We start from the raw sequence: 19,766 nt of genomic DNA on the forward strand, positions 1-19,766 counted from the left end.
TCCCCGGGCAAACCCCGGTGAGGTGGCATTCAGGGTAGATCAAGTTGTCGCCGTGGGCAGTGCTCGGGGCGTTTGTTCACGACCCGTACTCGTCGTGGCGACGGTTCCACGCATACGGCGGCGTCTGAGGCCAGCCCGCGGGCGAGTCCTCCCAGGTCTCCTGGCGGCCGTAGGGGGTCAGGTCCAGGTAGGTCCAGTGACTGCCCAGGTATTCGACGCCGCGCTTGCCGGTGAAGTAGGTCCGGAAGATACGTTCGCCGTCGCGCAGGAAGACGCTGACCCCGTGTCGTTCGCCGCGGTCGGTGTCCGGGGCGCAGCAGTCCTGGCTCGTCACGCCCATGTCGAGGTTGAAGTCGCTGCCCAGGGAGGAGACCCAGGGCAAATGCCGCCAGCCCATGCGCGCCCGGTAGCGCTCGAGCTGTTCCAGGGGCGCGCGCGACACCAGCACCAGCGAGGTGTCGCGGGCGTGCAGGTGGGCGGGGTGGGTCATGGCGTCGACGACCCAGGAGCAGCCGTCGCAGCCTGCCTCCCAGTCGGGGCCGAACATGAAATGGTACACGATCAGCTGGCGACGTCCCTCGAACAGGTCGAGCAGGCTTGCGGTGCCCGCCGGCCCCTCGAAGGTGTACGCCTTCGTCACCTCGACCATCGGCAGCCGGCGGCGCGCGGCGTTCAACCGGTCGCGCTCCCGGGTCAGCGCCTTTTCCCTGGCGACCTGGCGCTCGAGCGCGGCCTGCCACTCGTCCATCGAGACGACGGGGGGCAGGGGATGGGGGGCATCGTTCACTGCTGGTTCCTCCCGTTGCGCTGCAACGTGATGTGCTGCTGGTAGTATTCTTCCAACTCTTCGAGCAATGGCCAGAAGGGCGGTGGCGTACGGCCCTCCAGCACCTCGACCAGGATGGCGAGATGGGTATGCCAGCCGCCGGCCACGTCGACCAGGGTGTCGACATCGCCCAGCCGGCGATGGGTCAGCACCAGCCGCACCCGGTCGCCTTCCTCGCTGAGCTCGAAGGTCACCTCGGACGGGCCCTCGTGACCACCACCCCAGGTCATCACCAGCACATGGGGCGGCTCGAAGCGGCGGATCTGGTGCCGGGTGGTGCAGCCGCCCTCGAATTGGCGGAAGCGCTCAGGGATCGGCGACTGGTGAGGCGAGAGACCGGCGTGGTCGAAGTGCAGGGCGAAGGTACTGCCCGGCCGGGGCGCCATGCTGCCGGCGGCGAGCCATCGGGCACGCTTGTCGGATTCGGTGAGGTAGGCCCAGACCCGCTCGATGGGGCCGGGCAACAGCCGCTCGAAGCGGATGGTGTCCGGCGCGAACAGCTGGCCGTGCTGCGACTGGCTGGCCAGGCCCCGGGCCATGCCTTCCAGCATCATGCTCCAGCCCTGCCGGGTGAGGTCGGCATACTCGGCGAAGTCGGCTTCCATGCGATGGGTGATGGTGAGACGGGATCCCGTTTCCACGGGGGCGATATCGATCGTCACCAGATCCTCGCCATCCACGCCGTCGACGCACCAGGTGAAGACCAGCCGCCTGGGCCGCTCGAGCTCGACATAGGTGCCCCAGTGCCGGGCGAGTTCATCGCCGCGCTGTTGGTCGAGCCGGAAGGTGCCACCCACGCACGGGTCGATCTCGACGTGCACCATCTCGCCGAGCCCGGGGGCGAACCAGTGTTGGACCATCGCCGTGTCGAGCCAGGCGTCGAAGAGCCGCTCGGGGGACGCGGCGAAATCCCGGCTGATGCTGACCGAGATATGATTATCGTCCGTCATGATGATCTCCTTCGCTGGCATCCTCGGCTTTCAGGGCCTCCTCCAGCGCATCGAGGCGTTTGCGCCAGAAGCGCTCGTAGAAGTGCAGCCACTCGTCGGCCGCGGCGAGCGGGTCCGGATTGAGTCGGCAGAGGTGGGCCCGACCCTCCACGCGGCGACGGATCAGGCCTGCCTGTTCCAGCACGCGCACATGCTTGGAGGCGGCCGCGAGCGACATCGAGAAGGGCGAGGCCAACTCGCCGATCCTGCGCTCGCCCGAGGCGAGGCTCTTGAGCATTGCCCGCCGGGTCGGGTCGGCCAGGGCGTGGAAGACCCGATCCAGGACGATCGCTTGTTGTTCAACCATATGGTTTAGATAGATCGCCGATGAAGGCTTGTCAACCGTCTGGTTGAGCATTGGGTGGTCATCTACGCGTAGAAGGGGGTGTCAGGCCTGGAGGCCTAGGCGGCGTCGAGCTGTTGGGCGCGCAACCAGGCGATCTCCTCGGCCCAGATCGCCGGCTCGATGGTCTCCAGCACCATGGGGATATCGTCGATGCGCGGGTCGCGCATGAGGGTGGTGAAGGCGTCCAGCCCGATGTTGCCCCGGCCCAGGCTGTGGTGGCGGTCGACGCGGCTGGCGAATTCGCTCTTGGCATCGTTGAGGTGCATGCCGCGTAGATACTCGAAGCCGACCACGGCATCGAATTCGTCCAGCGTCGCGGTACAGGCCTCCGGCGTGCGCAGGTCGTAGCCGGCGGCGAAGGCGTGGCAGGTGTCGATGCACACCCCGACCCGTGACCCGTCGTCGACCTGGTCGATGATCTCGGCGAGGTGCTCGAAGCGCCAGCCCAGGTTGGTGCCCTGGCCGGCGGTGTTCTCGATCACCGCCGTGACGCCCCGGGTCTCGGCGAGCACATGGTTGATCGAGTCGGCGATGCGGGTCAGGCACTCGCTTTCGCTAATCTTCTTCAGGTGGCTGCCGGGGTGGAAGTTGAGCAGCGTGAGCCCGAGCTGTTCGCAGCGCTGGAATTCGTCGAGAAAGGCCGCGCGGGACTTCTCGAGCCCGGCGGCATCCGGGTGGCCGAGGTTGATCAGGTAGCTGTCGTGGGGAAGGATCTGCCCCGGGCCGAAGCCGTGCTCGCGGCAGGCCGTGCGGAAGGCCTCGATGGCCTCGTCGGTCAGCGGCTTGGCGTGCCACTGGCGCTGGTTCTTGGTGAACAGCGCAAAGGCGTCGGCGCCGATCTCCACGGCGCGCAGCACGGCCTGATCGGGGCCACCGGCGGCACTGACGTGGGCTCCGAGATATTTCATGCGGCGTTTCCTTCCATCACGGCTCAAGGGTGAGCTTACGATAGCACCGTGACGGGTCGCCATCAGCCGCTCAAGGCGCCGACGCCCGCTCCATGGTCGGCTCGCAGTGCACCGGGAAGTTGACCGAGTTGGCGATGAAGCAGAGCCGGTGGGCACGCTCGTGCAGCTGCTCGGCCAGCGCCGGGTCGCTGCCGGCGGCGATACCGACCTGCGGGCGCAGCGTCACCCGGGTGAAGTGGCCGCCGCCGTTGCCGATCAGGGCCATGCTGCCCTCGGCCTGGTCGGTGTAGCGCTCGACGACGACGCCGGCATCGGCACACAGGTGCAGGTACCACAGCATGTGGCAGGCCGCGAGGGAGGCGACCAGCATGTCCTCGGGGTTGTGCCGCTCGGCGTCGCCCAGGAAGGCGGGGTCGGCAGAGCCCCGCAGCGTGGCCTTGCCGGCCACCTCGATCTCGTGGTCGCGCGAATAGTCGCGGTAGCGGCGGGTGCCGCTACCTTGGTTACCCGTCCAGGTGACCCGCACCCGGTAGTCGTGCTGGGGTTGGCTCATCGGTTTCTCCTCTGGTGTCTGACGCTCAGTCGCCGCGTGCCCCGCTAAGCGGTGAGCCATGGAGTATCGCACGCACGAAGTCACCCTTGGCCGCGGTATAGGCTTCCCTGTCCCGGCGATATCGATCGACCACCTCGTGGCCCGCTATGCTGGAGTGGATAGATGGGGTCTCCCGGTTCATAAGCACAGTGTAAGTTAGTGCCGATCGGGGCGACCAAGAGTAACCCGAAAAAACGTGACAGATCCTCGCTCCTTCATGATATTGGGACGCAGCGAGGGCTCACTCCCGCGGTGATGATGTATAACCAGAGGCAGACATGATGGTAGCCGACAACAAGACAGACGGGAAAATCATCCGGGTGGGAATGCTGATGATGGCGGCGCTGATTACCCTGGCCACGAGCGAGGCCTGGGCCAATGCGGAGCCATATGTGGCCACGCCCGACGACGACGGTGTGCAACGTATCCGCCTCGTCGGTGGCAGTTATTTCTTCGAGCCCGAGCATATACAGGTCAAGGCAGGCGTTCCGGTGGAGCTGGTGGTCAGCCGGGAGCGCGGCCTTGCGCCGCATGACCTGGTGATCCAGTCGGAGGCGTTGGGGCTCGATATCGAGGAGGAGCTGGAGCGTGAGGAGAAGGTCATCCGCTTTACCCCCCAGGTACCGGGTCGGGTGGTCTTCTATTGCGGGAAGAAGTTGTGGTTCCTGCCCAGCCACCGCAACAGGGGAATGTCCGGTGTGCTGGAGGTGGTGGAGTGAGCCGGTGGCTGGCGGCTGTGCATCCGGGCCTCCCGGAGGATCGAGTGAGGGCGCGCCTCCTGTGATCCGGGTAGGCTCCGGATGAACAACCTGCCGAGAGATCACGTCTAGCTCATATGGATGAACAGCTTCTCCCGGGGCCAGCGCACCTTCTCGAGGCCGGCATGCCGGTCGGCTTCGCCGTCACGATAGCCCAGCGCCATCAGCACCACGCTGCGCAGGTTCTGCTCCCTGAGCCCCAGCAGGTCATCCAGCCCCGCCGGGTCGAAGCCCTCCATGGGCGAGGCGTCCACGCGCTCCGCGGCCGCCGCGGCGAGCGCCGTTCCCAGCGCCAGGTAGGCCTGCTTGGCCGCCCACTGGAATTTCTCGTGGATCGACGCGAAGCCGCCGACGGCTCCCTTGATGGTGCTCCCATATGCCGCCAGGTCGTCCGGGTGTTGGCCGCGTGTCTCGGCGGTGAGCCGGATCAGGTCGTCGACGTGGGCCTCCTCGACGGGATCCCAGGCGGCGAACACCAGCAGGTGCGAGGATTGGGTGATCTGCGGCTGGTCGAAGGCCACCGGACTGATCCGCTCGCGCAGCGCCCGATCCTCGATCACCAGCACGGAGTAGGGCTGCAGGCCGTAGGAGGAGGGCGCCAGGCGCACCGCCTCCAGGATCCGGTCGACCTGTGTCCGGGGCACTCGCTCGCCGTTCATGCGTTTGGTGGCGTAGCGCCAGTTGAGGGCTTCGATGAGACTCATGATGACTCCTTGTCGGGAAAGGTGACGCTATCAGGTGGTCCTGGCGCCACTCGGGACGGACGCGGCGCGGGCGCCGCGATGGAAGAGCACGGTACCGAGCGCCACCAGCAGCGCGGCCAGGCCCAGGTTAGGGGGCGGGGCCTCGCCGAGCGCCAGCACCGCGATCAGCGTGCCGACCAGCGCCGCCACCGTGCCGATCTGGCTCAGGTAGACGGGGCCGGCGAGCTTCTGCAGCACGAAGTAGAAGAGGTAGAGCACCGAGAACACGGCGACTTCCACCAGCAGCAGCTGCAGGGCGGCCCCGGTGGTGAACAGCGCCAGGGACTGGCCGGGCTCGAGCAGCAGCACGAAGGGCAGCAGCGTCACGGCGCCGCCGAACATCATCAGCGCCGCCAGGAACACCGGCGCGGTGCCGTCGGGCCAGCGCAGCGTGCGGTAGATGTTGCCGAGCGCGATCACCAGCGGCATGGCCAGCACCAGCAGGACCCACCCCTGGGCACCGCCGGCGCCGCCGGCCTTGGCCGCGGCCAGCACCAGCCCGCCGGAGAGTCCCAGTAGCACGCCCAGCAGCCGCAGGGCGCGCAGGCGTTCCAGGCTCAACCAGACGGCCAGCAACCAGGTGAGGAGGATCGGGAAGGCGAAGCTGAGCGAGATGAAGCCCGCGCCGACATGGCGTACCGCGAGGAAGGCCAGGGCATTGGGCACGGCGAACAGCGCCCCGGCCACGGCGGCGTACTCCAGGGTACGGCGGTTGAGCGCCATCGACCGATGTTGCAGCGCCCCGATGGTGCCCAGCACGATCCCGGCCCCGGCCATGGCCGTCATCAGGAAGGTCAGCCGCGGCGCCCCCGCGCTATCGGCCAGCTTGGCGACCACCAGCGACAGCGCCAGGAAGGTGCCGACCAGCAGCAGGCAGCCCAGGGCGTAGAGCCCGGCCCGATCCATACCCTTGCGCGACGGCGTTGCGTTCGACATCATCCATCCTCCCGTAGCTTGGTGGAAAGTATCTTCTCGAAAAGTATCTTTGTATCAAGATAAAAATATCTTAGCATCGAGATAAATGGTTGGCAATGAATAGAGTGAAATCGGCGATCGCCCAGTGGCAACGCGAGATGCCCGGCCTCGACCTGCTCCCGATGGAGGTGGTCGGCTACCTGAAGACCAGCCAGCTGATCACCCGGAACCAGCTGGAGGCCTTCTTCAAGACCCATGGCCTGCAGGCGGGCGAGTTCGACGTGCTGGCCACCCTGCGCCGCGCCGGCGCGCCCTATGCGCTGACGCCGACCCAGCTGTTCGGCACCCTGATGGTCTCGTCCGGGGGCATGACCAACCGCCTGGATCGCCTGGAGCGGGCGGGGTTGATCGTACGCACCCCCAACCCCGAGGACCGTCGCGGCACCCTGGTCTCGCTGACGGAGCAGGGGCTGGAGATGATGAACCGGCTCGTCCCGCTGCATGTCGAGAACGAGGCGCGCCTGCTCTCCGCCCTGAGCCGGGAGGAGCAGGAGACGCTGGGCAGGCTGCTCGGCAAGCTGCTCGACGGCCTGGAAGTGGAATAGCGGCCGGTTCGCGGCCGCGGACAAGGCCCCCGGCGACGATTCGCCAGGGGCCCTGAGGTCTCAACCAAGCCGGGAGAAAGGGCCCTGCTGGGCCTTGCGTAGCGCCCGGCACTCCTCGAGGGCCTTCAGCGCATCGACCTTCAGCGGCAGGCGCGATGCCCACAGGATGTCGTCGCGGTGGTGGCCCATGTCCTCGAGGATATGGTCGTCGTGGGCGAGCAGCGGCAAGAAACGTTGCCGGAATTGCCGCCGGCGGCGGTAGACGTGCCACCGGTGCTCGACGGCAGCGATCAGCCCGAGGGGCGGCATGGCCGGCATATAGATGTTCGGTTCTGGCGGTGGCACCGGCTTGTCGGCGACGACTCTCGGACGGCGAATCGGTTCGTACTGGCTCATCTCGCACCTCCATCCAGGCGGCCGCCTGGCGGGCGGCTGCCGGTGTCTGCTTGCGGGTGGGTGGAGGGTCGCGACCTCTGGGGACAGCATGGTCCTGGCCCTTTGATCAATCAAACGAAAAGGTCTACATTGACCTTTAAGAATTTCTGAAAGGTTGCGATCATGACACAACTGTCCTTACCCACCGGCAGCGCGACGCTGCCGCTGCTGGATAGCGACGTGCTGCGCACCTTCGTGACGATCGCCGAGAGCGGCAGCTTCACCCGCGCCGCCCGGCAGGTGTTTCGCACCCCGTCGGCCCTGAGCATGCAGATCAAGCGCCTGGAAGAGACCCTCGGCCAGCCGCTGTTCGTGCGCGAGGCGCGCCAGGTACGGCTCACGCCGGAGGGCGAGGTGCTGCTGGGCTACGGGCGACGGCTGCTCAAGCTCAACGAGGAGGCGGTGACCCAGTTCCTGGCGCCGTCGCTGGAGGGGCGGGTGGGCATCGGGACCACCGACGACGTGGGCACGCGCATCCTGCCCGGCGTACTGGCGCGGTTCGCCCGCTCGCACCCGGCGGTCCAGGTCGACGTGGTGGTGGGCAGCAGCGCGGGGATGCTGGCGCGTCTGGATGCCGGCGAGCTCGACCTGGTGCTGGTCACCGCCGGCAACCCGGGGCAAGGCGTGCGTGGCGAGATCGTGCACAGCGAGCCGCTGGTGTGGGCCGGGCGCGAAGGCGGGATCGCCGCCCAGCGCTCGCCGCTGCCGGTGGCGCTGGCCCACCACGGCTGTGCCTGGCGCGGGATGGCCCTCGATGCCCTCGACCGGGCCGGGGTGAGCTACCGCATCGCCTACACCTGCGAACACTGCGCCGGACAGGAGGCCGCCATGCTCGCCGACCTGGCGGTCTCGCCCTTCCCGCTGGCCCTGATCCGGCCGCCGCTGCGCCGGATCGACAAGAACCTGCTGCCGCCCCTCGGCGACTACCAGCTGGAGCTGGTCAAGCGGAGCGGCGTGGGCCAGGCCAGCGAGGCCCTGGTGGGGTATGTGATCGAGGCGTTCGGCAATATGCACGGCTGACCCGACGCAGCACTCAGCGTGGCGAAACCAGTGGTGTCGGGTTACCGATCCCGGTGGCGAATCAGGTCGCCTGCCCAGGGCAGCGCCTCCGGGTACTCGTCGCCGTCGAGGACGAACTCCTGCCCCCGTGCCGCCGCGGTCAATTCCGTGTGATCCGCGCGTTTTCGCCACCGTTGAGGGTTCGCGTGGTAGGTCAGGGGCGTGCGGTCGCCCTGCGGATAGCACCAGGCAGGCAGCCGCCAGACGGAGGTGTTGGGGGCCTGGGGCGCGGTCAACTGCCGGTCCGGGGAGAAGCGCGGGAAGACCCCGGCGCCCGGCAGCGCCTCGTATGGCTCGTCGAATAGCCCGTCGAGGCGTAGCCGCCGGCTCGCCAGATAGACCACGTTATTGGCAACGGCTCCCCGCCGGAAGTGGGGGTGATAGGCCGCCCACTCGTATCCCGACGGCCGGGAGCCGTCGATCGGTAGCACCTCCGCCACCTGCAGCCAGCCCCAGACGACATGGCAGGGGCGCGAATCGAGGGCCCAGTGCCAGGCCCCGTGGTGAGGCTCGATGCGCCGGAAGAGCCCGAAGAACAGGAACAGATCGCCCGGCCCGACCTCCTGGTTTCGCAGGTGCCCCTGGGCCTGGCCGGCCTGCCCGAAGATCGGTCGCCAGCCGGGCGCTCGGGGCAGCATGTCGGGGATCAGGTCGGGGTCGAGATGGGCACGGTCGCCCGGCGTCACCCTGCCCCGGGTGAGCTGGCCGACCAGGTCGCCGAGCGAGGCCCCGTCATAGGCGATATCCCGGTAGCGGATGATCGAGTTTCCGTCCGGGATGGGCAGGGCGACCATCCGGCCATCCGGGAAGATGGGGCTTGGCACACCGCCGGCGGAGGAGTCGAAGCCCTTGCGGCTGAGGATCAGTTTCATCTCGTCTCACGGGGCCAGAAACGTGTAGCGGTCGGCTGGGAATGGTATGCCATGGGATGGTATCAGAGACGCTTTCCGCCGTTCGACACGGCCAGTTCGCGCTGAAGATTCTGTGTCTCACCAAATATGCTGGTAGTGGGGCGGAAGGGATGGTCTGGCATTGGCGATGGCTATGGGGCCGATAGGACATCTTGTGCTTTACCTCAAGCGTACTTGAGGTCTTAGCCTGCGGTGCAACGGTTGCCCTTGGCGGCCATCTCACTCATCGCGGCAGGGTGCCGCTCAGCGAAGGAATCCCAGCCATGAATGCCTCCGTGTCCCCGCTTCCACCCCACGCGTCGGCCCATTGGGAAACGCCGCTTCTCGATCTCGAGGCCTATCTGGAACGCATCGACTACCGCGGGCCACTGACCCCCAGCCTGGCGACGCTGCGCGATCTGCAGCGGGCGCACCTTGCGGCGGTGCCCTTCGAGAACCTGGAGATCGTCACCGGCGGCGAGATCCGGCTCGATCTGGAGAGCCTGCAGGACAAGCTGGTACGGCGTCGCCGCGGTGGCTACTGCCACGAGCAGAACATCCTGTTCGCCACGGTGCTGGACCGGCTCGGTTTCGCCGTCGAGGGGCGCAGCGCGCGGATGCTGATGGGCGACGACGAGCGCAAGCTCACCGCTATCGGGCATACGATCCTCAATGTCACCCTGGAGGGGCAGCAGTGGCTGGTCGATGTCGGCGTCGGCAACGTCGGGCCGCGTGAGCCGATCCCGCTCGAGGCGGGGGGTGAGGTGCGCCATGGCCGCTGGGAATACCGCCTCGAGCGCTCGCCGCTGGGGTACTGGCTGCTGCGCTACCGGCGCCACGACGGCTGGTTCAACCTCTACCAGTTCAGCGACGAGCCCTACTATCGTGCCGATTACGAGGAGCACAACTACCAGGTGTCCCATCACCCGGACTCGCCCTTCGTGCGGAGGATCGTGGCCCAGCGCAACGGCGCGGAGGTTCGTCACGCCCTCACCGACCTGGAGCTGAAGACCTTCCGTCCCGGCGAGGCGCCGGAACTGCGCCAGATCGGTGCCGAAGCGCTGCCCGGCGTGCTGCGCGAGCTGTTCGGGCTGGTGCTCTCGCCCGAACAGGAGGCGATCCTGCTGCGGCGTGCCGAGTCGCTCGCCGGGGCGTCGTCCGAGGGCGAGCAACTCGGCACCTGAAGCACGAGGGTCAGTCGGGGCGGTAGCTGCCGGCGTCCGCCGAGAAGCTGATCGATAGCCGGTTCCAGGCGTTGATGGTGCAGATCGCCAGGGTCAAGTCGACCAGCCCCTGCTCCGAGAAGTGCGCCCGGGTGGCGTCGAACAGGGCGTCATCGATGCCGCGGCCGGCGATCAGCGTATTGGCCTCGGCCCAGGCCAGGGCGGCGCGCTCGCGGGGGGTGAAGAAGGGTGTCTCGCGCCAGGCGCTCAGGGCGTAGAGCCGCTGTTCGCTTTCGCCGGCGCGTCGGGCATCCTTGGTGTGCATGTCGATGCAGTAGGCGCAGCCATTGATCTGCGAGACGCGCGTATAGATCAGTCCCAGCAGGCCGTCGCCCAGTTCGCCGTCTTCCGCGGCCTTGGAAACATGGCGTTGGACGTCGACCAGGGTCTTGAGGCCGGCGGGGTTGGCAGAAAAGTAGTTCATGCGCATTGGAGGGTCTCCTGACGGTAAATGACAGGTCCCAACCTAGCCCGGGCGTCGGGCGCGGCATTGTAGATTTTCGACCTGGCGGCGTCGTGCACGCGACCGGCCTTCGCCTGCAGCAGTTCGCCCCCAGTCCCGCGCTGAGCTCCCATGTGCAGTGCTTCTGGCGCGCCAAGGGAGTTGCTGCGCCGGGTGCGGATGCGGTGGAGTTGCTGCACCCCGATGGCGGCATGGGGCTGCTGTTCAACTTCGGCGGTGCCTTGAACCGCAACGGGGAAGACGTTTCCGGTGCTTGCTGGGTCGACGGCCCCAAGCTGTGCACGGCGCGGCTGACGCTGGGCGAGGATCTCGACTTGCTCGGCGTTCGCTTCTTGCCGGGAAACGGGGCGCTGTTCATCGGCGAGGCGCTGTCCGTGCTGGCCGGGATGGAGCTGGTACCGGGCGATGCTCTGCGTTATCTGGCGCTCGAGGCGCTGCACGAGAGGCTGTGCCAGGCGCCCGATCTCGCCGGGCGCATCGCGCTGCTGGAGCGCTTCCTGCTGGAGCGGCTGCGCCATGCCGAGGCGCTGCATCCGGCGCTGCCGGCATCGCTCGAATGGCTGCGCCGGCGCTGTCTGCAGGGGGTGGCCCGGGCACCATCGCGGCGTTGGCCGACGAATTGCCGATCGGCCAGCGCCGGCTGGAGCGGCTGTTCAAGCACCATGTGGGGCTCTCGCCCAAGCGCTATGCCCGCCTGCTGCGCATCGCACGCAGCCGCGAGCTGATCAAGCGGGGCGGGGCGGCGGTATCGCTGACCGATACCGCCCACGAGGCAGGATATTTCGACCAGGCGCACTTCATTCATGACTTCAAGGCGGTCACCGGCGTCACCCCGGGCGGCTATCTCGACCATGTGCGGCGCCGTTATCGATAGTCGCGGCCCACCGCGGGGTGCTCAGCCGTAGGTCGGCCGCTGGGGCCAGCCCGGCGGCGAGACCTCGAAGTCCTCCTGCCGACCGTAGGGCGTGGTGTCGAGCAGGGCGTAGGCGTCGGTGAGGCTCTCGCAGCCCCGGGCGTAGGCCGAATAGCTGTGGAAGAGCTCCTCGCCCAGGCGGAAAAACACGCTCAGCCCGTGGCACTCGCCACTCATGAAGTGAGGCTCGTCGCTGCGTGCCTCGAGTTCCTCCCGGCTGCGGTAGTTGTACTCGGGCGGCGCGACTGCCGCGTCGAGGGTGACGTGGAAGTCGTAGTTGAAGTCGCTGTCGAGCGACGACACCCAGGGCCAGTGCCAGCCCTGCTCGGCCTGGTAGGCCTCGAGCCTGGCCAGCGGCGCCCGGGAGACCAGCGCGAAGCTGGTGTCGCGCTCATGGAGCAGCGAGAGGTCCCCCAGGGCGTTGACGAACCCCGTGCAGCCGCTGCAGCCCTTCTCCCACTCCGGGTCGAACATGAAGTGGTAGACGATGAGCTGGCGCCGCCCCTCGAACAGGTCGAGCAGCCGGGTCTTGCCGGCCGGGCCGTCGAAGACGTAGGCCTTGTCGAGCTTCACCATCGGCAGCCGTCGGCGTGCGGCGTTCACCGCGTCCCTCTGGTGCGTCAGGGCCTTCTCCTCGGCGAGCAGGGCCCTGCGGGCGGTCAGCCAGGCGTCGCGGGTGGCTATGGGGGGATGGGGCAGGTCGTGTTCGTGCATGGCGGTGCCTCCCGATGGGATCATGACGGTGCCTCCTGCCGTTCGCAGTTGATCATCCAGGACACGCCGAAGCGGTCGACCAGCATGCCGAAACGCAGGGCCCAGAAGGTCTCCTCCAGGGGCATCACGACGCTGCCGTTGTCGGCCAGGGCGGGGAAGATTCGCTCGGCCTCCTCGGGGGTGTCGACGCTGATCGAGACATGGGCGCCCTTGATGCCTTCGTAGGGGGCGGGGCATGCCGGGGTGGTGTCGGAGCCCATCAGGACCTGCCCGTCCACCACCAGCCGGGCGTGCATGATCTTGTCGAGATGCTCCGGCGGCACGTCCTGGGCGCACTCCTCCGGCGCCTCCGAGTAGGGGTGCAGCGCGGCGATCTCGCCGCCGAGGCAGCGCTGGTAGAACGCGAAGGCAGCGCGGCAGTCGCCGTTGAAGATGAGGTAGGTGTTCAGCAGCATGAGGGATTCCTCCGTATCGATGTCCATTCTCTGGTCGAGCGAGGGCCCGTCGGTTCGACAGGGCGCGCGTTATTTCGCCGCTGCGTATTCGTCGTGGCGTTTCACCCAGTCCATCAGGTTGTGGTGGGGTCCCGTCTCGTTGCGGCCCCGGGGCGTCATGTCGAGCAGCATGTAGGTGCTGTCGACGAGTTCGTCGCCGCGCCCGTAGGTCGAGTAAGTGTGGAACACCTCGCCGTTGGCGTCCCGGTAGAACACGCTGAGGCCGGACAGGTCCTCGATCGAGACGTTGGCCGTGGCGTAGTTGTAGGCGACCGCGCCCCGGGCGATCTCCTCGGGAGTGAACGAGACCCGGTAGTCGTAGTTGAAGTCGCTGCCGTGCGAGGAGACCCACTTCACCTGCCAGCCCATGCGCTTGCGGTAGGCGTCGATCTCGGCGAGCGGCGCCCGCGAGACCCGGACCAGGCTGACATCGTGGTGCTCGAGATGCACCCGCGTGCCTTCGATGTGGTCGGCCGTGAAGGAGCAGCCGATGCAGCCCGCCCCCCAGCCGGGGCCGAACATGAAATGATGGACGATGAGCTGGCTGCGCCCGTCGAACAGCTCGGCGAGGGTCCTGCGGCCCTCGAGCGTATCGAAGGCATACGCCTTCTCGACTTTCACCCATGGCAGGGCGCGGCGCTTGGCGTTCAGCGCGTCGCGCAGGCGGGTGAGCTCCTTCTCCCTGGCCAGCAGTTCCTGGCGGGCGACGAGCCATTCGTCGCGGGAGACGATGCCTGTGGGGGTGAGATCGTGTGGTGACATGACATGTCCTCCTGTGGCCTGCAGGAGAGAGTCGCTCGGGGCGAGGCGGAATCGACACCGGGGGCCGGCAGCATGCGAGGCGATTGACGCCTCGATCATCGAGGTATAGGCTTCGACCCATGACTACCCCCAGACCGACACCCGCCGGCGGCCGCAAGGTCCCGGACTACAGCGACCCCTCGTATTGGCGCGGCACCATCAAGATGTCGCTGTCGAAGTTCTTCGTGCTCAGCGTGCTGCACCGCCAGCCGATGCACGGCTACGAAGTGGTGCAGGCGGTGGAGCGGACCACCAACGGGTGCTGCAGTCCCTCGGAGGGCACGGTCTACCCGGTGCTCAACGAGTTCGAGGCGGGGGGCTATCTCTCTTCCGATACCCAGGTCGTCCAGGGCCGGTCGCGCAAGGTCTACGCGCTGACGGACAAGGGCCGCCATGCCTTCCGGGTGGCGGTGGATGCCTGGCTGGAGGCCACCGAGTGCATCGTGGCCAGCCGCGCGATGGCCGACGCCGCGTCGACCGACCCCGAGAGCGAGGAGACGTGATGATCAGGTGGTGTCCGGGTGTCTTTTCAGTGCTCTTTTCAGGTCCTAATACCTCGATGATCGATGCCTTGATGATGGATGCCTTGCGAGTGGATGTCCTGGCAAGCCCGGCGGCCATGGGGAGGTGCACATGACGCTCCGACCCCGCATCGTCGCGGTGCTGGGCACCACCCAGACCCTGGCCTGGGGCTCGACCTACTACTTGCCGGCGATACTCGCCGTGCCCATGGCGCGGGATCTTGGCCTGTCCACCGGCACGGTATTCGCGGCGTTCTCCTCGGCGCTGGTGGTGTCGGCGTTGCTGGGGCCGGCGGTGGGGCGGCGCATCGATCGCTGCGGCGGGCGAGACGTGCTGACGGTTTCCAGCCTGGTGTTCGCCCTGGGGCTGGTGATGCTGGGGCTGGCCGCCGGGCCCATGATGCTGTGGGTGGGGTGGCTGGTGATCGGCATCGGCATGGGCATGGGGCTGTACGAATCGGCCTTCTCGACCCTGGCCGGGCTCTACGGTCGCGAGGCGCGCGGCCCGATTACCGGGATTACCCTGCTGGCGGGATTCGCCAGCACCGTGTGCTGGCCGATCACCGGCTGGCTCGATGCCGAGTTCGGCTGGCAGAACGCCTGCTTTACCTGGGCAGCGGTGCACCTGTTGCTGGGTCTGCCACTCAACCGCCTGTTGATTCCTGTCGGCATTCAGCCGCCCGCTCCCCAGGCCGAGGTGACATCCGACGACGCGGAGTCGACCTGGCTGCCCATGGCACTGCTGGCCTTCGTCTTCGCCGTCACCTGGTTCATCAGCACCGGCATGGCGGCGCACCTGCCCTGGCTGTTGCAGATCGCGGGCCTGTCTCCGGCTGCCGCCATAGCCGCCGCCGCGCTGGTGGGGCCGGCCCAGGTGGCGGCGCGTCTGCTCGAGTTCTCGCTGCTGCAGCGCTTTCATCCACTGCTCTCGGCAAAGCTGGCGGTGGTTGCCCACCCGCTCGGGGCACTCGGCGTGATGACGCTGGGGGCGCCGCTGGCGTTCGTCTTCGTGCTGTTGCATGGCGCCGGCAACGGCATCCTGACCATCGCCAAGGGGACGCTGCCGCTGGCGATCTTCGGCCCCCATGGTTATGGCCTGCGCCAGGGCGTACTGATGGTGCCGGCACGCTTTGGTCAGGCGCTGGCGCCGCTGGCCTTCGCGCTGCTGATCGAGGGCTTCGGCACCCAGGCGCTGCTGTTTTCCTCCGCCCTGGGGCTGGCGGCCCTGGTGGCGCTGCTCTCTTTGCAAACCCACGCCATGAAGGAGGCGATATGAGGCTTCGCACACTGTCCGACCCCGACCATCTCCCGGCGCTCGACGCGCGCTTCACTCGGCAGTGGCCAGGCCAGGGCCTGCCCGACCCGCTCGGCCATCCGCCGCGGATCCTGCTGCTCTACGGTTCGCTGCGAGAACGCTCCTTTTCGCGCCTGGCGGTGGAGGAGGCGGCACGGCTGCTGCGTCATTTCGGCGCCGACACGAGGATCTTCGACCCTTCCGACCTGCCGCTGCCCGACCAGGTCGCGGGCGACGACCATCCCGCCGTGCGCGAGCTGCGCGAGCTCGCCATCTGGTCGGAGGGGCAGGTGTGGTGCAGCCCCGAGCGACACGGCCAGATCACCGGCGTGATGAAAACGCAGATCGACCATCTGCCGCTGAGCATGGGGGCGGTTCGGCCCACCCAGGGGCGTACCCTGGCGGTGATGCAGGTCAGCGGCGGCTCGCAGTCGTTCAATGCGGTGAACACCCTGCGCCTGCTGGGGCGCTGGATGCGCATGTTCACCATCCCCAACCAGTCCAGCGTGCCCAAGGCGTACCAGGAGTTCGACGAGGCCGGCCGCATGCGCCCCTCGCCGCTCTACGACCGCATCGTCGACGTGATGGAGGAGTTGGTGCGCTTCACCCTGCTGCTGCGCCCCCATAATGAGGCGCTGGTGGACCGCTACTCGGAGCGCCGCGAGGCGGCCGGCGCCCAGGCCGATCCGGTAACGGACAAGGCAGCGGTTGCGCAAACGACGGAGTAGAGCCGATGCACAAGGTACTCTGGTTGACGGACCCTCACCTCGTCGAGCCCGACTGGACAACGTCGCAGGCTCCTACCGAAGCCTGGCAGCGATTCAGGCTCTGCCTCGACGAAATACGCCGCGAGCATACGGATGCGGAGCTACTGGTGCTCACTGGCGATCTCGTTCACATGAACAATCCAGGCGCATATGCATTGCTTCGTGAGGAGTTGGAACGGCTACCCATGCCTTACCGGCTGTTGGTTGGCAACCATGATGATCGCGCTGCACTGCACGAGGCGTTTCCCGATATCTCTGTAGTCGGAGACTTTCTTCAGGGAAGCGACGATATCGGTGAGACGCGCCTGATCTATCTCGATACCCAGGCAGCACAGGGACACCATGGTGAACTCTGCTCCTTTCGGCTCGACTGGCTGGCGGCGCAGCTGAAGGAAGCATCGGAGCGTCCTGTGTTGCTTTTCCTGCACCACCCGCCGATGGAAATCGGCGTGCCTGCACTCGACAAGCTCAGATTGCTGGAGAGCGACGGGTTGAGGGCGCTGCTGCAATCTCGGCGCGCGCCCACGCATCTCTTCTGCGGTCATGTGCACCGGAACGTATCCGGCCGATGGAGCGGCCACCCCTTTGCGACTCTGAAGAGCACCAATACGCAGTTTGCTTTCGATATGCGGGCGAGTCGCCTGACACGTGGCGAGGAATCTCCAGGGTATGGGGTACTGCTGTTCGACGATGGCAGGCTGATCGTGAATTACGTGGATACTCCCATCGACCGCTGATGGAGGCGGTTTCCCGCCTCAGTACTCGAGGGCCAGCCGCAACCTGTCCTTGTGCTGAATGCCATTCTCGTAGATCGGCGCGTCGTAGTGGGTCAGGAAATGATCCCGCTCCACGGCGATGACCCGGAATCCCGCGCGCTGGTAGAAGGCGAGCTGGTAACCGAAGGTGCCGGTGCTCAGCTCGAGGCGCTGCGCTCCCACCTCTCGCGCCATGGTAATGGCGTGGTTAAGTAATTTCACGCCGATCCCCTTGCGCTGATGCGCCGGGGCGACGGCGATGTTCATCAGCTCATGAGCGCCGTCTCCCATGGGCTGGATGACATAAGCCCCGACCGTTTCATTCCCGATTGTCGCGACATAGCAGCTCGAATTCTCGAGATAGCCTCGGATCGTCTCTACCGACGGGTCTGCTTCCAGCAGGAGATCGAGAGGTGCATCGGTGCTGGGTACGCGTTTGATCAGCATGTCGGTGTCCTTACGACGAAGCGCTACCCGGTCGAGGCTACAGAAAGGAGGCCGGGGCGTCATGCGCCCCGGTGTTTGGCCATCTCGACGAGAACTTGTCAGGCCGGCTGCGGTAAATGCTGCGCTGCGATTTCGCTGTGCAGACGCTCGACCAACTGATCGATACGCGTCAGGGCGCTTTCGGTCGATGCCGCCAGCGCCTCGCCACCTTCTTCCTGGTGCTCGATGGCGATGTCGTGGAAGGCGCCGATGCCGATGAACTGCAGGGCAGTGCGCACGCTCGGTTCCAGGTGGTTGAAGGCGGCCAGAGGGTCCTGTTGATCGAAGCCGAATCCACCCCGTGAGGAAAGCAGCACTGCATGACGCGGACGGTCGGCCAGCAGCGGCACATAGTGTTCCAGCGGAACGAAGGGGTGGGCACCCTGCTGCATGTCGAAATCTACAGTACGGCCGATGCGGACGATATTGTCGATCCAGGCCTTGAAGGCGGCCGGCGGGCCGAAGTTGTACATGGGCACGCCGAGCACCAGGATGTCGGCTCGTTCGACCTCGTCGACCAGGGCATTGCTCTCGGCAAGCACTGCTTGCATTGACTCCGTCTTGTGCTCAGCGGGTGTGAATTCAGCCTCGATCCACTCGACGCTGGTCAACTGAGGCGGGTTGGCGCCGATATCGCGATAAACGATTTCGACATCCGGTTCCAAAGTGCGCCAGCGGGACACGAAGTGGTGGGTCAGATGGCGTGTATGCGAACCGTGGACCTGGCTGCCGGCGCGTCCGGGGCGCGGGCTGGCATCGAGGTGGAGTAGGCGGGTCATGGGCTTTCTCCTTTACTGGGTGTAGGATCATTTGAATGAGTTGGTTTCAGCCTTGCTTGACGGCTTGCTTCATATAAGCCTGTGGTCTTACAGGGCGACAAACGATGATTCTTTTTCAATAAGAGAAAATAAAACTCATCCATGATGCCGCGCCGATTGCCCTCCCTTTCCTCCCTGCGCGCCTTCGAGGCCGCGGCGCGACACCGCAGTGCCAAGCGGGCTGCCGAGGAACTCTCGGTGACGCCGACGGCGATCAGCCACCAGGTCCGCCAACTCGAGGAAAGCCTGGGTGTCGCCCTGTTCGTGCGCCGGCCGCGCCAGCTGTTGTTGACGGCGCAGGGTCAGGCGCTGCTCACGGTGCTGAGCGACTCCTTCGATGCGATCGACGAGACGGTGGCCAAGCTGCGCCGGCCGCCGGCGCGGCAGGCGGTAACGCTCTCCACCACGCCGGCCGTCGCCGCACGCTGGCTGCTGCCTTGGGTTTGCCTGCTGCGCGATGCGCACCCGCAGATCGACCTGAGTATTCAGGTATCTCACGAAGCGGTTGCTCTGGATGGCGTCGTCGCCGATATGGCGATTCGCTATGGCGAGGGCCCCTGGCCCGGGCTGGTCGCCGAGAAGCTGTTCGACAACGTCTTCGTACCCGTCTGCAGCCCCTCACTGGCGCTGCGTGAGCCCGCCGAGCTGGTGCGTCATACGCTGCTCCACTTCTCTTCGCCCACGCCGGTGGACTGGGCGGCCTGGCAGCGCCAGGTCCAGGTGCCGGGGCTCGACGTCAGCGCCAGATTGTTGTTCTCCGACGAGACCCACGGCATCGCTGCCGCATTGGATGGCCAGGGCGTGGCCCTGATGAGCCGGTACCTGATCGAGGAGGAGCTACGCCAGGGACGCCTGGTTCAGCCGTTCGGTCCCGAGATAGAAGCTGCTCCCTTCCAGCTCGTCTACCCACCCGAGCGACTCGAGGAGCCGGCCATCGCCGCCGTGCGTGGCTGGATCATGGGACTGTTGGACTCCCTGTCGAGAGAGAATGCCTGCCGTTCCATTATCGAGCGCGATTCATAACGTCAGCCTTGCCAGCTTGTCGGGATTGCGCACGATGAAGATGTCCGTGACCCGGCCCGTAGGGTCGAAGCCGAAGGTGACCACGGCCGCGACGTTGTCCTGTTGATAGAGGACGATGCCACGACCACCGTTGATGTCGGCTTCGCGCCATCGGTAGTCGGCCCAGTACTGGCGAAGCCGGTTCGCCAGGAAGGCAAGCACTTCCCCCTGGCCGTGCAGCGGCTCGAGCAGGGTGGGTACCTTGCCGCCGCCGTCGGCGCTGAGGCGAATCTCGGCCGACAGCAGGGCGGCAAGCCGCGCCGTGGCACCCTCGGTGATGGCGAGCCGGAACGCTTCCAGCAGCGCTTGCTGGCGTTCGCGCGGCGGGGCGTGTCGCTCCTCGGCCGCCTGCAGGTTGGCGCGCGCCCGGGACACGAGCTTGCGGCAGG

At 66.8% G+C, this 19,766-nt stretch carries 26 protein-coding genes and 1 pseudogene; 11 read left to right on the top strand and 16 right to left on the bottom strand.

Translation table 11 applies throughout. From position 1 onward, the window contains the following. Window positions 1-76 precede the first annotated feature (76 nt). The 5 genes from QLQ85_RS17325 to QLQ85_RS17345 form a co-directional block, all read right to left on the bottom strand. Window positions 77-787 (bottom strand): DUF899 domain-containing protein, encoded by a 711-nt coding sequence (locus QLQ85_RS17325; RefSeq protein WP_282740140.1) that lies wholly within the window; start codon window positions 785-787, stop codon window positions 77-79. After that, window positions 784-1,776, bottom strand: a complete 993-nt coding sequence (locus QLQ85_RS17330; protein ID WP_282740141.1) for an SRPBCC domain-containing protein — start codon at window positions 1,774-1,776, stop codon at window positions 784-786. The genes QLQ85_RS17325 and QLQ85_RS17330 overlap by 4 nt, the downstream gene beginning before the upstream one ends. After that, window positions 1,763-2,173: an ArsR/SmtB family transcription factor gene (locus QLQ85_RS17335; protein WP_282740142.1), complete on the bottom strand. Its 411-nt coding sequence runs from the start codon at window positions 2,171-2,173 to the stop codon at window positions 1,763-1,765. The genes QLQ85_RS17330 and QLQ85_RS17335 overlap by 14 nt, the downstream gene beginning before the upstream one ends. Before the next feature lie 44 nt (window positions 2,174-2,217). Next, window positions 2,218-3,069 carry a deoxyribonuclease IV gene (nfo, locus tag QLQ85_RS17340; RefSeq protein WP_282740143.1) on the bottom strand — a complete coding sequence of 284 codons (852 nt, stop codon included), beginning with the start codon at window positions 3,067-3,069 and terminating at the stop codon, window positions 2,218-2,220. Window positions 3,070-3,139: 70 nt separating this feature from the next. Further along, window positions 3,140-3,622: an OsmC family protein gene (locus QLQ85_RS17345; protein WP_282740144.1), complete on the bottom strand. Its 483-nt coding sequence runs from the start codon at window positions 3,620-3,622 to the stop codon at window positions 3,140-3,142. A 317-nt stretch (window positions 3,623-3,939) separates the two neighbouring features. Between QLQ85_RS17345 and QLQ85_RS17350 the strand changes: the two genes are divergently transcribed. Beyond that, window positions 3,940-4,380 carry a cupredoxin domain-containing protein gene (locus QLQ85_RS17350; protein WP_282740145.1) on the top strand — a complete coding sequence of 147 codons (441 nt, stop codon included), beginning with the start codon at window positions 3,940-3,942 and terminating at the stop codon, window positions 4,378-4,380. A gap of 107 nt (window positions 4,381-4,487) precedes the next feature. Here QLQ85_RS17350 and QLQ85_RS17355 read toward each other — a convergent pair whose 3' ends face one another. Together QLQ85_RS17355 and QLQ85_RS17360 are read right to left on the bottom strand one after the other, a co-directional pair. Then, a complete protein-coding gene (locus QLQ85_RS17355) occupies window positions 4,488-5,123 on the bottom strand; it encodes a nitroreductase family protein (RefSeq protein ID WP_282740146.1) in 636 nt (211 codons plus the stop codon). Window positions 5,124-5,153: 30 nt separating this feature from the next. Next, window positions 5,154-6,101, bottom strand: a complete 948-nt coding sequence (locus QLQ85_RS17360) for a DMT family transporter (protein WP_282740147.1) — start codon at window positions 6,099-6,101, stop codon at window positions 5,154-5,156. A gap of 92 nt (window positions 6,102-6,193) precedes the next feature. Between QLQ85_RS17360 and QLQ85_RS17365 the strand changes: the two genes are divergently transcribed. Then, window positions 6,194-6,682, top strand: coding sequence for a MarR family winged helix-turn-helix transcriptional regulator (locus QLQ85_RS17365; protein WP_282723141.1), 489 nt, complete (start codon window positions 6,194-6,196; stop codon window positions 6,680-6,682). Between the two features lie 60 nt (window positions 6,683-6,742). Here QLQ85_RS17365 and QLQ85_RS17370 read toward each other — a convergent pair whose 3' ends face one another. After that, window positions 6,743-7,078 (bottom strand): hypothetical protein, encoded by a 336-nt coding sequence (locus tag QLQ85_RS17370; RefSeq protein WP_282740148.1) that lies wholly within the window; start codon window positions 7,076-7,078, stop codon window positions 6,743-6,745. A 162-nt stretch (window positions 7,079-7,240) separates the two neighbouring features. Between QLQ85_RS17370 and QLQ85_RS17375 the strand changes: the two genes are divergently transcribed. Beyond that, the gene (locus QLQ85_RS17375) at window positions 7,241-8,137 is read left to right on the top strand and encodes a LysR substrate-binding domain-containing protein (RefSeq protein WP_282740149.1); all 897 of its coding nucleotides are present in this window, start codon (window positions 7,241-7,243) and stop codon (window positions 8,135-8,137) included. Window positions 8,138-8,178: 41 nt separating this feature from the next. Here QLQ85_RS17375 and QLQ85_RS17380 read toward each other — a convergent pair whose 3' ends face one another. Then, complete coding sequence (locus tag QLQ85_RS17380; RefSeq protein ID WP_282740150.1) at window positions 8,179-9,048, bottom strand: Nmad3 family putative nucleotide modification protein; 870 nt, start codon at window positions 9,046-9,048, stop codon at window positions 8,179-8,181. A gap of 302 nt (window positions 9,049-9,350) precedes the next feature. Between QLQ85_RS17380 and QLQ85_RS17385 the strand changes: the two genes are divergently transcribed. Next, window positions 9,351-10,250 carry an arylamine N-acetyltransferase family protein gene (locus QLQ85_RS17385; RefSeq protein WP_282740151.1) on the top strand — a complete coding sequence of 300 codons (900 nt, stop codon included), beginning with the start codon at window positions 9,351-9,353 and terminating at the stop codon, window positions 10,248-10,250. Window positions 10,251-10,260: 10 nt separating this feature from the next. Here the strand turns inward: QLQ85_RS17385 and QLQ85_RS17390 are convergent, their stop codons facing one another. Further along, a complete protein-coding gene (locus QLQ85_RS17390) occupies window positions 10,261-10,713 on the bottom strand; it encodes a carboxymuconolactone decarboxylase family protein (protein WP_282740152.1) in 453 nt (150 codons plus the stop codon). Between the two features lie 152 nt (window positions 10,714-10,865). On the opposite strand from QLQ85_RS17390, the pseudogene QLQ85_RS22890 reads away from it, so the two are divergent. Together QLQ85_RS22890 and QLQ85_RS17400 are read left to right on the top strand one after the other, a co-directional pair. Continuing rightward, window positions 10,866-11,078: pseudogene (locus QLQ85_RS22890) on the top strand (hypothetical protein); the annotation flags it as partial. Window positions 11,079-11,308: 230 nt separating this feature from the next. Next, entirely contained in the window at window positions 11,309-11,626 is a 318-nt protein-coding gene (locus QLQ85_RS17400; protein WP_282740154.1) for a helix-turn-helix transcriptional regulator, read from the top strand. A gap of 21 nt (window positions 11,627-11,647) precedes the next feature. Here the strand turns inward: QLQ85_RS17400 and QLQ85_RS17405 are convergent, their stop codons facing one another. The 3 genes from QLQ85_RS17405 to QLQ85_RS17415 form a co-directional block, all read right to left on the bottom strand. Next, entirely contained in the window at window positions 11,648-12,403 is a 756-nt protein-coding gene (locus tag QLQ85_RS17405) for a DUF899 domain-containing protein (RefSeq protein ID WP_282740155.1), read from the bottom strand. Further along, a complete protein-coding gene (locus QLQ85_RS17410) occupies window positions 12,400-12,834 on the bottom strand; it encodes a VOC family protein (RefSeq protein ID WP_282740156.1) in 435 nt (144 codons plus the stop codon). The genes QLQ85_RS17405 and QLQ85_RS17410 overlap by 4 nt, the downstream gene beginning before the upstream one ends. A gap of 69 nt (window positions 12,835-12,903) precedes the next feature. After that, a complete protein-coding gene (locus tag QLQ85_RS17415) occupies window positions 12,904-13,635 on the bottom strand; it encodes a DUF899 domain-containing protein (protein WP_282740157.1) in 732 nt (243 codons plus the stop codon). A 119-nt stretch (window positions 13,636-13,754) separates the two neighbouring features. On the opposite strand from QLQ85_RS17415, the gene QLQ85_RS17420 reads away from it, so the two are divergent. From QLQ85_RS17420 to QLQ85_RS17435, 4 genes are all read left to right on the top strand, one after another. Then, the gene (locus QLQ85_RS17420) at window positions 13,755-14,177 is read left to right on the top strand and encodes a PadR family transcriptional regulator (RefSeq protein ID WP_282740158.1); all 423 of its coding nucleotides are present in this window, start codon (window positions 13,755-13,757) and stop codon (window positions 14,175-14,177) included. 130 nt (window positions 14,178-14,307) lie between these two features. Continuing rightward, entirely contained in the window at window positions 14,308-15,471 is a 1,164-nt protein-coding gene (locus tag QLQ85_RS17425; RefSeq protein WP_282740159.1) for an MFS transporter, read from the top strand. Further along, window positions 15,468-16,217 carry an arsenical resistance protein ArsH gene (arsH, locus tag QLQ85_RS17430; RefSeq protein ID WP_282740160.1) on the top strand — a complete coding sequence of 250 codons (750 nt, stop codon included), beginning with the start codon at window positions 15,468-15,470 and terminating at the stop codon, window positions 16,215-16,217. Before QLQ85_RS17425 ends, arsH begins: the two co-directional genes overlap by 4 nt. A 5-nt stretch (window positions 16,218-16,222) precedes the next feature. Further along, window positions 16,223-16,993 (top strand): phosphodiesterase, encoded by a 771-nt coding sequence (locus QLQ85_RS17435; protein ID WP_282740161.1) that lies wholly within the window; start codon window positions 16,223-16,225, stop codon window positions 16,991-16,993. A gap of 18 nt (window positions 16,994-17,011) precedes the next feature. On the opposite strand, the gene QLQ85_RS17440 is transcribed toward QLQ85_RS17435, so the two are convergent. Both QLQ85_RS17440 and QLQ85_RS17445 read right to left on the bottom strand, forming a co-directional pair. Continuing rightward, entirely contained in the window at window positions 17,012-17,458 is a 447-nt protein-coding gene (locus QLQ85_RS17440; RefSeq protein ID WP_282740162.1) for a GNAT family N-acetyltransferase, read from the bottom strand. 98 nt (window positions 17,459-17,556) lie between these two features. Beyond that, window positions 17,557-18,276, bottom strand: coding sequence for an FMN-dependent NADH-azoreductase (locus QLQ85_RS17445; RefSeq protein WP_282740163.1), 720 nt, complete (start codon window positions 18,274-18,276; stop codon window positions 17,557-17,559). Between the two features lie 141 nt (window positions 18,277-18,417). Between QLQ85_RS17445 and gcvA the strand changes: the two genes are divergently transcribed. Continuing rightward, complete coding sequence (gene gcvA / locus QLQ85_RS17450; protein WP_282740164.1) at window positions 18,418-19,338, top strand: transcriptional regulator GcvA; 921 nt, start codon at window positions 18,418-18,420, stop codon at window positions 19,336-19,338. Here gcvA and QLQ85_RS17455 read toward each other — a convergent pair. Then, the gene (locus QLQ85_RS17455) at window positions 19,333-19,752 is read right to left on the bottom strand and encodes a sigma-70 family RNA polymerase sigma factor family protein (protein ID WP_282740165.1); all 420 of its coding nucleotides are present in this window, start codon (window positions 19,750-19,752) and stop codon (window positions 19,333-19,335) included. The genes gcvA and QLQ85_RS17455 overlap by 6 nt on opposite strands. Window positions 19,753-19,766: the final 14 nt, after the last annotated feature.

The sequence above is a fragment of the Halomonas kalidii genome (genome assembly GCF_030010475.1).
GTDB lineage: Bacteria > Pseudomonadota > Gammaproteobacteria > Pseudomonadales > Halomonadaceae > Halomonas > Halomonas heilongjiangensis.

Excerpts from the sequence above, each read along its gene's own strand:
- QLQ85_RS17330 (WP_282740141.1), bottom strand. The coding sequence starts at position 1,776 with ATGACGGACGATAATCATATCTCGGTCAGCATCAGCCGGGATTTCGCC.
- QLQ85_RS17335 (WP_282740142.1), bottom strand. The coding sequence starts at position 2,173 with ATGCTCAACCAGACGGTTGACAAGCCTTCATCGGCGATCTATCTAAAC.
- nfo (WP_282740143.1), bottom strand. The coding sequence starts at position 3,069 with ATGAAATATCTCGGAGCCCACGTCAGTGCCGCCGGTGGCCCCGATCAG.
- QLQ85_RS17345 (WP_282740144.1), bottom strand. The coding sequence starts at position 3,622 with ATGAGCCAACCCCAGCACGACTACCGGGTGCGGGTCACCTGGACGGGT.
- QLQ85_RS17350 (WP_282740145.1), top strand. The coding sequence starts at position 3,940 with ATGATGGTAGCCGACAACAAGACAGACGGGAAAATCATCCGGGTGGGA.
- QLQ85_RS17355 (WP_282740146.1), bottom strand. The coding sequence starts at position 5,123 with ATGAGTCTCATCGAAGCCCTCAACTGGCGCTACGCCACCAAACGCATG.
- QLQ85_RS17360 (WP_282740147.1), bottom strand. The coding sequence starts at position 6,101 with ATGATGTCGAACGCAACGCCGTCGCGCAAGGGTATGGATCGGGCCGGG.
- QLQ85_RS17365 (WP_282723141.1), top strand. The coding sequence starts at position 6,194 with ATGAATAGAGTGAAATCGGCGATCGCCCAGTGGCAACGCGAGATGCCC.
- QLQ85_RS17370 (WP_282740148.1), bottom strand. The coding sequence starts at position 7,078 with ATGAGCCAGTACGAACCGATTCGCCGTCCGAGAGTCGTCGCCGACAAG.
- QLQ85_RS17375 (WP_282740149.1), top strand. The coding sequence starts at position 7,241 with ATGACACAACTGTCCTTACCCACCGGCAGCGCGACGCTGCCGCTGCTG.
- QLQ85_RS17380 (WP_282740150.1), bottom strand. The coding sequence starts at position 9,048 with ATGAAACTGATCCTCAGCCGCAAGGGCTTCGACTCCTCCGCCGGCGGT.
- QLQ85_RS17385 (WP_282740151.1), top strand. The coding sequence starts at position 9,351 with ATGAATGCCTCCGTGTCCCCGCTTCCACCCCACGCGTCGGCCCATTGG.
- QLQ85_RS17390 (WP_282740152.1), bottom strand. The coding sequence starts at position 10,713 with ATGAACTACTTTTCTGCCAACCCCGCCGGCCTCAAGACCCTGGTCGAC.
- QLQ85_RS17400 (WP_282740154.1), top strand. The coding sequence starts at position 11,309 with ATGGCTGCGCCGGCGCTGTCTGCAGGGGGTGGCCCGGGCACCATCGCG.
- QLQ85_RS17405 (WP_282740155.1), bottom strand. The coding sequence starts at position 12,403 with ATGATCCCATCGGGAGGCACCGCCATGCACGAACACGACCTGCCCCAT.
- QLQ85_RS17410 (WP_282740156.1), bottom strand. The coding sequence starts at position 12,834 with ATGCTGCTGAACACCTACCTCATCTTCAACGGCGACTGCCGCGCTGCC.
- QLQ85_RS17415 (WP_282740157.1), bottom strand. The coding sequence starts at position 13,635 with ATGTCACCACACGATCTCACCCCCACAGGCATCGTCTCCCGCGACGAA.
- QLQ85_RS17420 (WP_282740158.1), top strand. The coding sequence starts at position 13,755 with ATGACTACCCCCAGACCGACACCCGCCGGCGGCCGCAAGGTCCCGGAC.
- QLQ85_RS17425 (WP_282740159.1), top strand. The coding sequence starts at position 14,308 with ATGACGCTCCGACCCCGCATCGTCGCGGTGCTGGGCACCACCCAGACC.
- arsH (WP_282740160.1), top strand. The coding sequence starts at position 15,468 with ATGAGGCTTCGCACACTGTCCGACCCCGACCATCTCCCGGCGCTCGAC.
- QLQ85_RS17435 (WP_282740161.1), top strand. The coding sequence starts at position 16,223 with ATGCACAAGGTACTCTGGTTGACGGACCCTCACCTCGTCGAGCCCGAC.
- QLQ85_RS17440 (WP_282740162.1), bottom strand. The coding sequence starts at position 17,458 with ATGCTGATCAAACGCGTACCCAGCACCGATGCACCTCTCGATCTCCTG.
- QLQ85_RS17445 (WP_282740163.1), bottom strand. The coding sequence starts at position 18,276 with ATGACCCGCCTACTCCACCTCGATGCCAGCCCGCGCCCCGGACGCGCC.
- gcvA (WP_282740164.1), top strand. The coding sequence starts at position 18,418 with ATGATGCCGCGCCGATTGCCCTCCCTTTCCTCCCTGCGCGCCTTCGAG.